The sequence below is a fragment of the Polynucleobacter rarus genome, assembly GCF_003072505.1.
Taxonomy (GTDB): Bacteria; Pseudomonadota; Gammaproteobacteria; order Burkholderiales; family Burkholderiaceae; genus Polynucleobacter; species Polynucleobacter rarus.
The window spans coordinates 2,385,044-2,398,356 of record NZ_NTGB01000001.1; the positions used below are offsets into that span (position 1 = coordinate 2,385,044).

A 13,313-nucleotide genomic window follows, 5' to 3' on the forward strand; every position below is an offset into this window, starting at 1 on the left:
ATTATGTATTGCTATTTATGTGTTATTTTTTTAATGTTTCTTTAATATTACTGATTGATATGATCTATTTGCATTACTTTACGCCATTTTTATAACATCACCTACAATTCATCATGGCTTCTCCTAAATCCCAACTATTTGGTGAGTTTGACCTTATCAATACTTATTTTTTAAGGAACTCTTCACCAAATACCGCTTCCAAGCAAGAAAGAGCTCATGTTCTACTTGGGATTGGTGACGACTGCGCTTTACTTGACTCACCACCAAATGACCACATATTAGCAGTGACCTCTGATATGCTGGTTGAAAATCGGCACTTTTTTAGTGATACTGACCCGAAGCTTTTGGGGCATAAATGTCTAGCGGTAAATCTTTCTGATTTGGCAGCGATGGGCGCTAAACCTATGGCGTTTACCCTGTCTATTGCACTCACGCAGATTAACCACGCTTGGTTAGCCGCCTTCTCAGAGGGTTTACACGCGTTATCTGATCGTTTTAATTGCCCATTAATTGGCGGTGATACGACTTCAGGACCATTAACCATCTCGATTACTGCGATAGGCCATCTACCTAAAAACAACGCTTTAAAGCGCAGTAATGCCCTAGCTGGCGATGATATTTGGCTTTCAGGTGAAGTTGGTGATGCAAGATGCATACTTGGTATTGCGCGTGGCGAATGGCTCCCAATCCCTGGGTCAGAAAACTTCACCCACCGCATGCACGCCCCAGAACCAAGAGTTGACTTAGGTATAGCTCTTAGAGGTCTAGCTCATGCAGCTATTGATATTTCTGATGGTTTATTGGGTGATTTGCAGCATATTCTAAAAGCATCTCATTGCAATGCGAGCATTCAGATCGATCAGGTTCCTGTCTCTACTCTATTAAGTAATTCAAGTCGGGAGTTGCGAAGGCTATGTAGCTTAAAAGGTGGTGATGACTATGAATTATGTTTTACTGCCCCAAATGCCAATGCGCCCCAAATTGAGGCAATTGGTCGTGCCTTAAACCTTCGCCTTACCAAAATAGGTCAAATTACAGAAGCAATCAATAAAATCGAGTCACAAAGTCCAAGTACTCCTCAATTTGGTCGGATGCGCCTCATTGATCAAGACGGAAATTCCCTAGACGACAAACAAACGCAAATCTATTTAAAATCATTTGATCACTTTGAATCATCCTAAATCCATTTTGAATTGAACATGTCCGATTTTCTATCCTCTTCAACTCCTTCTGAATTCACTCAGGCCAGGCAATCGTTGGCCGGAGTAACGCCTACCTTCAAGTGGGTCAAAGATCGTCCTTGGCGCTTATTTGCCTTTGGCTTTGGCTCGGGCTTAAGCCCTCTTGGCCCTGGTACGGTTGGTACTCTTTGGGCTTGGATTGCCACCCTAACCTATCATATTTTTTATCCTAGTTTAGCCACCTCAGAAAGCATCGTGCTATTAATCGCTGGTCTGATTCTAGGGATCGTCGTTTGCGGCTTAACGGGTAAAGAACTAGGTAAAACAGATCATGGCGGGATTGTTTGGGATGAAATTCTCGCTTTTTGGTTGATTTTATTTTTTGTTATACCCTGCTCATGGATTGTGCAGTCCTTGGCTTTTGTGTTGTTTCGTTTCTTTGATATTGCTAAACCTGGCCCAATTCGCTTAGTAGATCAATACTTTAAAGAGTGGCAACCAAGTCCAAGACTTGAGCCATTTGCTGCTTGGATTCGTGGTTTTGGGGTGATGGTAGATGATCTATTCGCAGCCCTGGCTACCCTAATGGTTTTATCGATTCTTGTTCGCTTTGGAGTCATCGCACTATGAACCACGTTGCCAATGAACACGCTTTAGCTCTGTCTCAGTTCCTAATTGAGCATCATCTTCTTATCAGTACTGCTGAATCTTGTACGGGCGGGATGGTATCGAGTGCTTTAACTGATCTTGCAGGTTCTAGCGCTTGGTTTGACCGGGGCTTTGTAACCTATAGTAACGAAGCCAAAGTAGATAGTCTTGGTGTTCAGATGGAGCTGATTCAACATCACGGGGCAGTAAGTGAAGAGGTAGCTCGTGAAATGGCTATTGGCACAATTACACACTCCAAAGCAAATGTTGGCCTATCGATTACTGGGGTCGCAGGTCCAACTGGCGGTAGTCTAGAAAAACCCGTTGGTTTTGTCTGTTTTGGCTGGGCTTGGAAACAAAATGGTGTCATAGCATCCCATACTCAAGGTGTGCATCTTTTAGGGGCTGACACCACTATTACCGACTCAACTCGACATGCAGTGAGAATATTAGCTAGAGACTTCGCTTTAAGCAAGCTCCTTACCCTTATCAATGGCGATTCAACGACCAGTTCGCCAGCTATTTAGCCTGATTAATCGCATCCCTAGTTTTTATTGCTTCTTTTCTGGCAGCCTCTGCAAAGTCTGCACCATTACTGGCATATAAGATGGCTCTGGAAGAGTTAATCATTAGGTTTTTACTGCATCCAGCTTGCACCGTCGCTTCGATATCGCCGCCCTGTGCACCAATGCCCGGTATTAACAATGGCATATCGCCGACAATTTGCCGAACTTTGGCAATTTCTTCAGGAAAAGTCGCGCCAACGACCAAACACATTTGTCCGTTGGTATTCCATTTGGTAGCCGCATTAAAGGCCACCCGCTCATATACCGACACCTGCTCACCACTATCATCGGTCGTTTTTAGAAACTGAATATCCGATCCACCTGGATTAGAAGTTCTACACAAGACAATGACCCCCTTACCTGCATATTTCAGATAAGGCTCCATTGAATCAAAACCCATATAAGGGTTTACGGTTACTGCATCCGCTTGATAACGCTCAAAAGCCTCTACTGCGTATTGCGTAGCAGTAGAACCAATATCTCCTCGTTTTGCGTCTAAAATGACTGGAACTCTTGGATAATGGGTATGGATGTATTGGATTAACTGTTCTAGCTGGTCTTCCGCCCTTGCTGCAGCAAAATAAGCAATTTGGGGTTTGAAAGCACAAACTAAGTCCGCTGTTGCGTCTACAATATATCGGCAGAACGTAAAAATTGAATTTGCTTGACCTTGTAAGGAAATTGGAAACTTTTGTTGATCCGGATCAAGACCGACGCATAGCATCGACTGATGTTTTTCAACGCAATCTTGGTACTTCTCTAAAAAAGAAGAACCATTATTAGTAGTAGGTGAATTATTCAAAAGAATTAAATTAAATTGTTTTAATAACGATACTTTAAACTTTCTTTTAATTCTAGTTAAGAAGTAAATTTGAGGAAATGCAAAATGATCAATTTATTCACATTACAAAACGGCCGATTGGTCCAAGAACAAGTTGAAGACCTCAATGAACTTTTAGAGCAACATGCGCCTATTTGGATTGATGCAATTGAGCCTAATGATGAAGAGTTGGGTTGGATTAAGACGGCATTTGGCGTTTCTCTCCCTGAATTAGAAGAGTTAGGTGACCTTGAGGCATCGGCTCGGTATTTTGCTGGGGAAGATGGTTACTTACATATTCGTACCGATTTTTTACTCGATGAAGATGATCTTTCCCGTAACGTTCGGGTTGCTTTCGTCCTCACCGATAAAACTTTGTTCTCTATCCACGATGAAGATTTACCTGTGTTCCGTTTAGTTCGGATGCGTGCTCGTCTGCGCCCTGGTTCTGTTAACGACGCGAAAGATGTACTGCTAGATCTTTATTCTACCGATGCCGAATACTCTGCTGATTCCCTTGAAGAAGTTTACGTTCAGCTTGAAGAGGCCAGTAAGGTGGTCCTGTCCAACACCGTTACTGACCAAATTGCTGGAGTTGTTCTCGAAACGATTGCAAAAGAGGAAGATACGAATGGTCGTATCCGTCGTAACGTCATGGATACCCGCCGTGCACTTTCTTATTTAATGCGCAGTAAATATTTATCTGATGTGCAACAAGAAGAGGCAAGGCTGATTTTGCGAGACATCGACTCCCTCGAAAACCACACTGCTTTCCTCTTTGATAAGATCAACTTCTTAATGGATGCGACGGTCGGTTTTATTAACATTAACCAAAATAAGATCATTAAAATCTTCGCCGTGGTATCGGTGGGACTCATGCCACCGACCCTGCTCGCTAGTATTTGGGGCATGAACTTTGAGTTCATGCCTGAATTAAAACTAATGATTGGTTACCCCATTGCACTTGGAATGATGGTTATTTCAACGATTCTGCCGCTTGTTTACTTTAAGCGTAAAGGTTGGATGGACTAGATCGTCTTATCAATCAAATTACCTTTACCTAGGTTTCATCTGTTGTTATTTTGTATCTTTTTTTAAGTTCAGCCGCTGTTGTACGTACAATTTTCCCATCAATAATATTGACTATGGCCGTGTTGGTTTGTATTGCAATATCGATAGCATGTTGACCGGCACGAATCATTGCATCATAAGATCCAGCGATGTCTGGGTCAGGTGAATTGCGAATATCTTTTAATGGTTTCTTCATATTTTTATCGTAGCTGATTAAGCACTTGAATACGAAATAAAACCCTTAAAATTAACTGGCTTATAGACCTTCTCTAAGTGTCTTTAAAACCAAGTTCGTATCCAAACTTAATGAATCTGGTAACTTACGCCACAATTGGAAGGCTACTGCCGCTTGTTCAACTAACATTCCCAATCCATCCTTCACCACAAAACCTTGCTCTTGCATTTGTTGCATAAAGGCCGTTTGCTTACCGTACACCATGTCGTAACTCACCACCGTTTTTTCTTTGGTTTCGCAAATCATCGCAAGATGACTGGCCTGCACACTAGTTAGCGGGGAATCACTAGTTAAACCAGTCGAAGTGCCATTGATAATAATATCGAATGGCTCGTCTAAATTCTCAATCCAGTGACTCTCGAGCGCTCCTAAATGAGCTCCAACTTGTTCAGCTTCGGTATTAAAACGATTGACGAGCTCTAAGGCCTTTTCAAAAGTACGATTCACAATCACAATACTTGCGACCTGCGCTTTGATTAAGGGCAAAATAACTCCCTGCACTGCACCGCCTGCCCCCAATATCAAGACCGAGCGATCTTTTAGATTGTCACTCTCGCCCATTAAATCTTTCACTAAACCAAGACCATCTGAGTTCTCGCCAAATAACTTACCATTTTCCATCCACAGGATATTCACAACTCCGGCAGCTTGTGCATAACTACTTAACTCGTCACACATTGCAAAAGCTCGATTTTTAAAGGGCACAGTGACATTGAGACCGCACCCGCCTGCTGCAAAAAAGTCTTGTACCGTTTTCTCAAAATCATCTACTTCAGAAAATAACAAACCATATTTCATATTTTGATTAGTTTGCTTAGCAAACATTTCATGAATTTGCGGAGATTTACTGTGGGCAATCGGATTACCAATCACTGCGTAGACATCTTGCAAAGGATAATCTTGAGGTTGAATATTCATTTCTTAGCCTATTTCTTTTTTACTGGTTCTTTATTTGCGGAATTCGATTTCTGACCACTCTTGTCAATTTCTTGGATAGATCCGAGTTCTAATTGACTTTGTCCTTTTTGTTGTCCAACCCCCTGGATAAAATCAAAGGTCGCGATCCAATCAATTACATCTAATTTTGCCATCATTGCTGGTGAGAACTTCCCAAAAGGTGCGCAAGCATTCACGATGGCAATCGCTTGTTGATCTAGTTCTAAATTCCCAGAAGATTTTTCAATTTTTGGTTTAGAAATAATTTTCCCACTTTTATCAACGCTAATTAAAACAATCAAACTACCATACAAAGGTCCATTACTATTTCTTGGAAAGTAGGTGGTTCCGTATTTCTCTACCTTTTTGCGCATGGCGTCGTAATACTGGGCATAAATGACTGCTTTAGCACTAGTCGAAGTAAGAATCGCCTTACGCGGTTTACTTGCTTCCTGTTGTAATCTGTTGGCTAATTCAGCTTCAAGACGCTCTAACTTATCGAGCTCTTCAGTACTTTGACCTGTTCGATTTTTTTGCGTCATCGCCCCTTGATTGTTCATAGAAGAAATCAGGCGATTTTGTTCTTTTTGTAAATCTTCTAACTCCTTAGCAATACCAGGATTAATCGCTGCTATGGTAGTTGCACTGATTAGCTGATCACTTTGACCACCACCATTCAAATCGTTTTGCGCTAACTTTTTAGGCTTAAGAGGTGCTAGTTTGGATTGACTATTCACTAACACAACCGCTAAAGGTGTTTTTAGTCGCACCTCTTGCACTTCGCGATTCTCCTGTTGCCAGACAATGAAAACCACATGGATGACGATGGAGACAAGCACTGCGATCACGATAGATCGCTTAAACCATTGAAATAAATTGGCTTGCATCGTCACGAGATGTTTAATGTGTCGGCGTTACTGCTGGATTCGTAACAACCTCAGTTACTAAACTTTGAGTCTCGGTAATCTCTGCTGAAGAGGCGTCTGATGAAGGAGTATCCAACTCAACCTGAGGGATGGTTTCCTCTTCTACATCTGCTTCTTGACTATTAAAGTCCGGAGCGTATTCACTGGATTGTTGTTCATGCATTTGGATTAAACGTACTCCTGCATTCAGATTGAGTAAGTCGGTTGAAACGATTTCTATTTCAACACTAACGCCCCTTTTGGCAGTGGCTAATTCAGGTACGATTAATCTTAGTGGAATTGTTTCAACCCGAATCATCCCGTCCTTCAGTGTTCTCGCTTGCAGTCTGAGTGGCAAGCCCTGCTGGTTGACCCACTTTAAACACCAATACCGTTCAACCAATTGCTGGTAGGCATTATAGGATGTGTATCTAGCATCAAACTCTGCACAGAGGCCCATGATTCTGGTGTCTTTAGCCACAAATGGGGAAACCAGTTTTGCCATCATGCCATTCTTCACGAGAGCAATAATTTGCCACTGATTCACTAAGTCTGAGTATCTTCGTAGCGGTGAAGTGCACCAGGCATAATTTTCAACGCCTAGCCCCTCATGGCGACAAGGCGTGGTTTGCATCCGAGTTCTTTGGGCTCCCCAACCTTGTTGCGCTCTAAAAATAGCAGGTAATTCATTCGTTGCTAAATAAGTACCCCAAGTCTGATTACTAAAAATCATCCACTCAGCCACAATCGTATCCACCACTGAGCCTCTATTTCTTGCGCTAATTTCAACCTGCCAGGTTGAATCATTGACAGGTTGAGCCAGTATTGCCTCAGGATCTATCGGTTCTTGCGTCTCACTCAAAATAGAAAAACTAAAATCTCTTAACAGTGCATTCGGATCATTTTTACCAAGTTGCTCAGCACGTTGACCACCAGCTACTCGAGTTTCTTGACGCTTAGCAAATAATACTTTGGCACAGGTCCAAAGAAGTTTTAATTCATTTTCAAACGGAACTTTATTTGTTTCTGCTTCTCCTATGACATTCTCGCTTGAACCTTCCTCGATGCCATCAAAGTATTCCTCTGTTAAGACGTCTTCGATTTCATGTAAACGTAAATTTTGCTGAATCGAAACAAGCTCAATCACAGTTCGGTGTGGCGCGGTTGAGATAACTTCCCCACTCGGACTAATTTCTACATACAAAGAAATTGCTGGCCTTGCTTGTCCAGCCTCGAGAGAAAATACGTCTACGATGGACTTTGGCAACATGGTAATTTTGCCACCAGGGAAATAAGCGGTAGACATGCGCTGACTAGCGATTTCATCGAGTGCGTCATTTGGAGAAATACTCAGACTTGGTGCGGCAATATGCACCCCCACTTGATAGTTACCATTTACGAGTTGCGTAACGGAAAATGCATCGTCAATTTCAGTAGTACTAGCGTCATCAATCGAAAAAGCGGCTACGTTTGCTAAAGGCAATTCTTGTTCAAGCTGCTGAACAACGGAACTATTCACAATATTTAAGGCATTTTGTGGAAACGCTAAACCTTTAGGGAAATGCTCTTTAAAGAATTTCCCTTGATGAATCTCAAGGGCGGAGTGAATAGCCCCGAGCTCTAATAAGAGCTGCGCATTCGAAATCCCTTTTTGCGCACTAGCACTTGCTAAGGCTTTAAAAATATAGTGGTTCTTATCTGGGGCAAATAGCAGCATTTGTGCTTGATCTGAAATCTCAGGAGGTAATATTCCAGACAGGAGCTGCTCTTTCATCGTTTCTTGAGCAAGTGCCTCTTGCTTTTTTCGCTCAACGGACAAGAGCGCTGCTTTTAACTGCTCTTCCGGGGCACGTAAAAATTGTCCACGACCTTTGCGCCGAAAATAAATAGGGGCATTTTGTAAAGCCATGGCTAACCCAATCAATTGTTCGGTACTCACTTTATCGCCAAAGTATTCTTTGGCGATGGTATCAGTCGAAAACTCTTGATCTGGCGAACATTCCCATAAAAAATCCATATCAATGGAGGTCGCTAATGCTTTGGCACTTTCCATCATCTTGGCTAAATCACCTGTTTCCCACTTTAGCCAAACTTCTTTAGCCTTCAGTTTGATTCGTTTGCCAAACTGGGTCTGGGCTTGCCAAAAATCGGCAGTTGCAACCGCAGGACCGATCGCACTAGCCCCCTTGATTTCACCACCTTCTTCAAAAATGAAATGCATGTATCAGACCAGTGCCTTTAAGATTTTTTGGTGAACGCCACCAAAACCGCCATTACTCATTACTAATAGATGATCGCCCGACTTTGCAATTTGAACAATTGCTTCGACCATTTGGTCTAAATCATCAAATGCTTGCGCCTTATCCCCGAGTGGACTCAGAACTTGTGCTAAATCCCAACCTAAGGCTGATTTTCCTTTGGAAGCGCCGTAACCAAACACCAAATCCGCATCCTGCAAACTGGTGGGTAACTGCTGCTTCATCACACCTAACTTCATTGTATTGGAACGAGGTTCTAATACAGCAATTAATCTTGCAGATTTTGCAGTACTCGACTCCGTTGACTGTGTTTCTTCGGCCCTGATCCTTCGACGTAAACCGTCAATCGTCGTAGTAATCGCTGTGGGGTGATGGGCAAAGTCATCGTATACCGTAACACCTCTTGCTCGTCCAATGATTTCCAAGCGACGCTTCACATTTTTAAAGCTACCTAGTGCATGAGCAGCGTCTGCAGGACTGACTCCAACATGGCTCGCTGCAGCGATCGCAGCTAAGGCATTCATTTGATTATGACGACCGGCAACACTAGCGTCGGGATGCCAATGGACTCGTCCAACTACCTTCCCGTCTTTAATCACTTCAAAATCATCCAAAGCTAAGCTTTGGAAGGACCACTGCGCATTTAGGGCTATTTTCTGCAAAACAGCAGATGGTTCTTGACTAAAACTTTCTACCTGAGACCAAACGCCCCGATCTAAGACTTCTTTTAATGCTGCTTGCTCACCATTCACAATAATGTTGCCAGTAGAGGGTACTGTTCTCACTAAATGATGGAACTGTGTCTGAATAGCAGCTAAATCGGCAAAGATATCAGCGTGATCAAATTCTAAATTATTGAGGATTACTGTCTTGGGGCGGTAATGGACGAACTTACTTCTCTTATCAAAAAATGCCGTATCGTACTCATCCGCTTCAATGACGAACAAGGGTTTTGTTTGTGATTCTAAACTGGCGTTTAAGCCCCCATTTTTACCTAACCTTGCAGAAACGTCGAAGTTATTCGGTACGCCACCAACTAAATAGCCAGGTGATAAACCATTGGCTTCCAGAATCCAGGCCAACATCGCGGTCGTGGTAGTTTTGCCATGCGTACCTGCAATCGCCAAAACATGATGATGTGCTAAAACCTGTTCACCCAACCACTGAGGACCAGATACATACGGCAATCCGTCATCTAAAATCGCCTCCATCAAAGGATTTCCTCTGGAAACCACATTTCCAATGACAAACAAGTCAGGTTTGAGGGACAATTGTTCTTTTGCAAAGCCCTCAATTAAAGTTATACCCTGCTCTTCTAATTGGGTACTCATCGGTGGATAGACATTTGTGTCGCATCCAGTGACCTGATGACCCGATTGACGTGCGATGGCGGCAATACCTCCCATGAAGGTGCCGCAAATACCAAGAATATGAATATGCATGACTCAATTTTAGCTAAGGAAACGAAATGTCTGAAGAAATTAATAAAAAATCTATATTAAAGAAGAAATTTCCACTTTTATTAATGCTCTCTTTAATTGGTCTCGGTAGTTTATTACTGGGGATTGGGGCTTCGTATTGGTTGTCTTCTAACTCTTCTCAAAGCAGTTCGGCTAGTTCTCAAGCTGCCATTTACCAGGAGTTCATGGCTGTAGATTGGAAAAATGAGACTGGCGAGAATGTAAATTCTCAAGCATGGAAAAATAAAATCTTAGTGATTAATTTCTGGGCGTCATGGTGCCCTCCCTGCGTCGAAGAGATGCCCATGTTGTCCGCCTTTAATCAAAAACTTGACAACAATACTGTGCAAATGATCGGTATCGGTATCGATTCACCCTCTAACTTACGTCAATTCCTGCAAAATACTACTGTTACTTATCCCATCCTACTTGGTGGCTTAGAGGGAAGTAATTGGATGAAGCGCCTGGGTAATTCACAAGGAGCACTGCCTTATACCGTGATTTTAAATCCTGACGGAAAAATCTTATTGACTAAACTTGGGAAAATCACCGAGAAAGAACTTGAATCTGTACTTTTACTGAAAGATAAGTAATTTTATATATTATTTTTATTAATTTAAACGAAGTTAATAAAAATCAAACGCCAAGTTGGTTTCGTTTATCCCCAAAATGGCTCTTCCATATTTTAGATGGTGAAAAACTGAGTTTTTTCCCAATAAATCATGTTTTTGTGAGATATACTAGGCTCATTCAAAATCAGATTTTCAAGGAATTCATCGAAAATGAGCGCAGATACGCAACAAATCGCTTCAGTACTCGTCTTACAAGGTCCTAATCTGAATCTACTTGGCACGCGCGAACCAGATGTTTATGGTGCGACAACCTTGCCACAAATTCATGACCATTTACAGCAAGTGGCTTCTCAGTTGCAGATCCATCTAGAGACATTTCAGTCCAATTCAGAGGGCGCTTTAATTGATCGGATTCATGCGGCTAAACAAAATAAGGTGCAGTTTATTTTGATTAATCCCGGCGCATACACTCATACTAGCGTTGCCATCCGTGACGCCTTAGCTGGGGTAGCAATCCCATTTATTGAAGTTCACTTATCGAATATTTATCAACGTGAAAGCTTCAGACATCATTCATTTTTATCCGACATCGCAGTCGGAGTCATTTGTGGATTAGGGGCTCATGGCTATGAGCTAGCTTTGCGTGCTGCTCATCAACGCCTAACCATTTAATTTAATTAATTTTTTGTTCAATTTATAGGATGCCCTCTTGGGATATTCGTAAATTTTGTCACTTTAAGAAATCAATCTTTTGTTTTAAAAGGAAATAATATGGATCTTCGTAAATTAAAAACTTTAATCGACCTCGTTGCTGAGTCAGGTGTTTCAGAACTTGAAATCTCGGAAGGTGAAGAAAGAGTTCGAATTGTGAACCACCGCGCTCCAAGCGCGCAAGCTACGCAAGTTTTTATTCCGCAACAGGCTCCAGTAGCTGTATCAGACATTCCTGCTGCCGCTCCTGCAGCGCCAGTAGCTCCTATAGTACCTGAGGTGCCATCAGGACATGTTATGAAATCGCCCATGGTCGGGACCTTTTATCGCGCTCAAAATCCTGAGTCTCCAGAATTTGTTCGTCTTGGCGATACCGTCAAAGCAGGTCAAACGCTTTGCATTATTGAAGCCATGAAGTTACTGAATGAGATTGAGGCGGATGTTGCCGGTGTAATTAAAGAAATTTGTGTAGTAAATGGTCAAGGTGTTGAATACGATCAACCCCTCTTCATTATTGGCTAAAGATTACCCGAGAAAATTTTTATGATGTTTCAAAAAATCCTAATTGCTAACCGCGGTGAAATTGCCCTTCGCATACAAAGGGCTTGCCGAGAGCTTGGCATTAAAACAGTTGTGGTTTATTCAACCGCTGATAAAGAAGCAAAATACGTCAAATTAGCCGATGAGGCTGTATGTATTGGACCCGCTTCTTCTCTTCAAAGTTATTTAAATATGCCAGCGATTATTTCCGCTGCAGAAGTGACAGATGCCCAGGCGATTCATCCTGGCTATGGTTTTTTATCAGAAAATGCCAATTTTGCTGACCGTGTTGAATCCTCAGGATTTGTATTTATTGGCCCTAAGGCTGAGACGATTCGTCTCATGGGAGATAAGGTTTCTGCCAAGCAAGCAATGATCGCCTCTGGTGTTCCTTGTGTTCCAGGTTCTGAAGGTGCCCTACCGGATGATCCAAAGTACATTATTGCTACCGCAAAAAGAATTGGTTACCCAGTGATTATTAAAGCCGCAGGCGGCGGTGGTGGCCGAGGTATGCGCGTGGTTCATAACGAAGCAGCTTTAATTAATGCCGTTAACATGACCAAAGAAGAAGCTGGTCGTACCTTTGGTAATCCAGAAGTGTATATGGAGAAGTTCTTAACAAATCCTAGGCACATTGAGATTCAGGTTCTAGCAGATACCTACAAAAATGCAGTTTGGTTAGGTGAGCGGGATTGCTCCATGCAACGCCGTCACCAAAAAGTAATTGAAGAAGCACCGGCACCGGGGATTGATCGTCGTTTGATCGCAAAAATTGGTGAGCGTTGCGCTTTAGCTTGTCGCAAAATGGGCTATCGTGGGGCAGGTACTTTTGAGTTTTTATTCGAAAATAATGAATTCTTCTTTATCGAGATGAACACCCGTATTCAAGTGGAACATCCCGTCACGGAATTAATCACTGGCATCGATTTGGTCCAAGAACAAATTAAAATTGCGGCCGGCGAAAAACTTTCTTTTAAACAAAAAGATATTATTTTTAGAGGTCATGCTGTCGAGTGCCGAATTAACGCCGAAGATCCATTCAAATTTACTCCAAGTCCTGGGAAAATTTTGTCATGGCATACCCCAGGTGGTCCTGGCATTCGGGTTGACTCCCACGTTTATAGTGGTTATACCGTGCCCTCATCCTATGACTCAATGATTGGTAAATTAATTGCTTTTGGTGCAACCCGCGATCAAGCGATTAAAAGAATGCGCATTGCTCTGTCAGAGATGGTGGTGGACGGCATTAAAACCAATATTCCCCTGCATCGAGAATTAATGATTGATCCAGAATTCAATTTGGGTGGGACAAGTATTCATTATCTTGAACATCGATTAGAAGAGCAGGCTCAAGCGCGTGCTAACGAAAATCCAGCAAGTTAATGTTTTTTTCAAATCCCATGACCTTGT

The 13,313-nt window shown here is 42.3% G+C and carries 14 protein-coding genes; 8 read left to right on the forward strand and 6 right to left on the reverse strand.

The features are described 5' to 3' along the window. The first annotated feature begins 113 nt into the window (after positions 1 to 113). Genes thiL through AOC35_RS11410 form a run of 3 tightly spaced genes read left to right on the forward strand, consistent with a single transcriptional unit; the run spans position 114 to position 2,356 of the window. On the forward strand, positions 114 to 1,181 hold the full coding sequence (gene thiL, locus AOC35_RS11400) for a thiamine-phosphate kinase (RefSeq protein WP_108647201.1): 1,068 nt from the start codon (positions 114 to 116) through the stop codon (positions 1,179 to 1,181). Between the two features lie 18 nt (positions 1,182 to 1,199). Further along, positions 1,200 to 1,811, forward strand: coding sequence for a phosphatidylglycerophosphatase A family protein (locus AOC35_RS11405; RefSeq protein ID WP_108647202.1), 612 nt, complete (start codon positions 1,200 to 1,202; stop codon positions 1,809 to 1,811). After that, on the forward strand, positions 1,808 to 2,356 hold the full coding sequence (locus tag AOC35_RS11410; RefSeq protein WP_108647203.1) for a CinA family protein: 549 nt from the start codon (positions 1,808 to 1,810) through the stop codon (positions 2,354 to 2,356). The genes AOC35_RS11405 and AOC35_RS11410 overlap by 4 nt, the downstream gene beginning before the upstream one ends. Here AOC35_RS11410 and pyrF read toward each other — a convergent pair. Further along, positions 2,349 to 3,119 (reverse strand): orotidine-5'-phosphate decarboxylase, encoded by a 771-nt coding sequence (gene pyrF / locus AOC35_RS11415; RefSeq protein WP_108647204.1) that lies wholly within the window; start codon positions 3,117 to 3,119, stop codon positions 2,349 to 2,351. The genes AOC35_RS11410 and pyrF overlap by 8 nt on opposite strands. A 162-nt stretch (positions 3,120 to 3,281) precedes the next feature. On the opposite strand from pyrF, the gene corA reads away from it, so the two are divergent. Then, positions 3,282 to 4,247 carry a magnesium/cobalt transporter CorA gene (gene corA, locus AOC35_RS11420; RefSeq protein ID WP_108647205.1) on the forward strand — a complete coding sequence of 322 codons (966 nt, stop codon included), beginning with the start codon at positions 3,282 to 3,284 and terminating at the stop codon, positions 4,245 to 4,247. 28 nt (positions 4,248 to 4,275) lie between these two features. Here corA and AOC35_RS11425 read toward each other — a convergent pair whose 3' ends face one another. The 5 genes from AOC35_RS11425 to mpl are packed head-to-tail and all read right to left on the reverse strand — an operon-like array spanning position 4,276 to position 10,062. Beyond that, positions 4,276 to 4,482 (reverse strand): hypothetical protein, encoded by a 207-nt coding sequence (locus AOC35_RS11425; protein WP_108647206.1) that lies wholly within the window; start codon positions 4,480 to 4,482, stop codon positions 4,276 to 4,278. Between the two features lie 60 nt (positions 4,483 to 4,542). Further along, positions 4,543 to 5,439 carry a shikimate dehydrogenase gene (gene aroE, locus AOC35_RS11430; RefSeq protein ID WP_108647207.1) on the reverse strand — a complete coding sequence of 299 codons (897 nt, stop codon included), beginning with the start codon at positions 5,437 to 5,439 and terminating at the stop codon, positions 4,543 to 4,545. Between the two features lie 8 nt (positions 5,440 to 5,447). Next, on the reverse strand, positions 5,448 to 6,344 hold the full coding sequence (locus tag AOC35_RS11435; RefSeq protein ID WP_108647208.1) for an energy transducer TonB family protein: 897 nt from the start codon (positions 6,342 to 6,344) through the stop codon (positions 5,448 to 5,450). Between the two features lie 13 nt (positions 6,345 to 6,357). Next, a complete protein-coding gene (locus tag AOC35_RS11440) occupies positions 6,358 to 8,583 on the reverse strand; it encodes a ribonuclease catalytic domain-containing protein (protein WP_108647209.1) in 2,226 nt (741 codons plus the stop codon). A gap of 3 nt (positions 8,584 to 8,586) precedes the next feature. Then, positions 8,587 to 10,062, reverse strand: a complete 1,476-nt coding sequence (mpl, locus tag AOC35_RS11445; protein WP_108647210.1) for a UDP-N-acetylmuramate:L-alanyl-gamma-D-glutamyl-meso-diaminopimelate ligase — start codon at positions 10,060 to 10,062, stop codon at positions 8,587 to 8,589. A 26-nt stretch (positions 10,063 to 10,088) separates the two neighbouring features. On the opposite strand from mpl, the gene AOC35_RS11450 reads away from it, so the two are divergent. The 4 genes from AOC35_RS11450 (at position 10,089) to accC (ending at position 13,286) form a co-directional block, all read left to right on the forward strand. After that, the gene (locus AOC35_RS11450) at positions 10,089 to 10,673 is read left to right on the forward strand and encodes a TlpA family protein disulfide reductase (protein WP_245898496.1); all 585 of its coding nucleotides are present in this window, start codon (positions 10,089 to 10,091) and stop codon (positions 10,671 to 10,673) included. A 189-nt stretch (positions 10,674 to 10,862) separates the two neighbouring features. Then, complete coding sequence (gene aroQ / locus AOC35_RS11455; RefSeq protein WP_108647211.1) at positions 10,863 to 11,324, forward strand: type II 3-dehydroquinate dehydratase; 462 nt, start codon at positions 10,863 to 10,865, stop codon at positions 11,322 to 11,324. Between the two features lie 99 nt (positions 11,325 to 11,423). Further along, entirely contained in the window at positions 11,424 to 11,885 is a 462-nt protein-coding gene (gene accB / locus AOC35_RS11460) for an acetyl-CoA carboxylase biotin carboxyl carrier protein (protein ID WP_108647212.1), read from the forward strand. Positions 11,886 to 11,909: 24 nt separating this feature from the next. Further along, the gene (gene accC, locus AOC35_RS11465; RefSeq protein ID WP_108648818.1) at positions 11,910 to 13,286 is read left to right on the forward strand and encodes an acetyl-CoA carboxylase biotin carboxylase subunit; all 1,377 of its coding nucleotides are present in this window, start codon (positions 11,910 to 11,912) and stop codon (positions 13,284 to 13,286) included. Positions 13,287 to 13,313 lie beyond the last annotated feature (27 nt).

Excerpts from the sequence above, each read along its gene's own strand:
- thiL (WP_108647201.1), top strand. The coding sequence starts at position 114 with ATGGCTTCTCCTAAATCCCAACTATTTGGTGAGTTTGACCTTATCAAT.
- AOC35_RS11405 (WP_108647202.1), top strand. The coding sequence starts at position 1,200 with ATGTCCGATTTTCTATCCTCTTCAACTCCTTCTGAATTCACTCAGGCC.
- AOC35_RS11410 (WP_108647203.1), top strand. The coding sequence starts at position 1,808 with ATGAACCACGTTGCCAATGAACACGCTTTAGCTCTGTCTCAGTTCCTA.
- pyrF (WP_108647204.1), bottom strand. The coding sequence starts at position 3,119 with ATGCTATGCGTCGGTCTTGATCCGGATCAACAAAAGTTTCCAATTTCC.
- corA (WP_108647205.1), top strand. The coding sequence starts at position 3,282 with ATGATCAATTTATTCACATTACAAAACGGCCGATTGGTCCAAGAACAA.
- AOC35_RS11425 (WP_108647206.1), bottom strand. The coding sequence starts at position 4,482 with ATGAAGAAACCATTAAAAGATATTCGCAATTCACCTGACCCAGACATC.
- aroE (WP_108647207.1), bottom strand. The coding sequence starts at position 5,439 with ATGAATATTCAACCTCAAGATTATCCTTTGCAAGATGTCTACGCAGTG.
- AOC35_RS11435 (WP_108647208.1), bottom strand. The coding sequence starts at position 6,344 with ATGCAAGCCAATTTATTTCAATGGTTTAAGCGATCTATCGTGATCGCA.
- AOC35_RS11440 (WP_108647209.1), bottom strand. The coding sequence starts at position 8,583 with ATGCATTTCATTTTTGAAGAAGGTGGTGAAATCAAGGGGGCTAGTGCG.
- mpl (WP_108647210.1), bottom strand. The coding sequence starts at position 10,062 with ATGCATATTCATATTCTTGGTATTTGCGGCACCTTCATGGGAGGTATT.
- AOC35_RS11450 (WP_245898496.1), top strand. The coding sequence starts at position 10,089 with ATGTCTGAAGAAATTAATAAAAAATCTATATTAAAGAAGAAATTTCCA.
- aroQ (WP_108647211.1), top strand. The coding sequence starts at position 10,863 with ATGAGCGCAGATACGCAACAAATCGCTTCAGTACTCGTCTTACAAGGT.
- accB (WP_108647212.1), top strand. The coding sequence starts at position 11,424 with ATGGATCTTCGTAAATTAAAAACTTTAATCGACCTCGTTGCTGAGTCA.
- accC (WP_108648818.1), top strand. The coding sequence starts at position 11,910 with ATGTTTCAAAAAATCCTAATTGCTAACCGCGGTGAAATTGCCCTTCGC.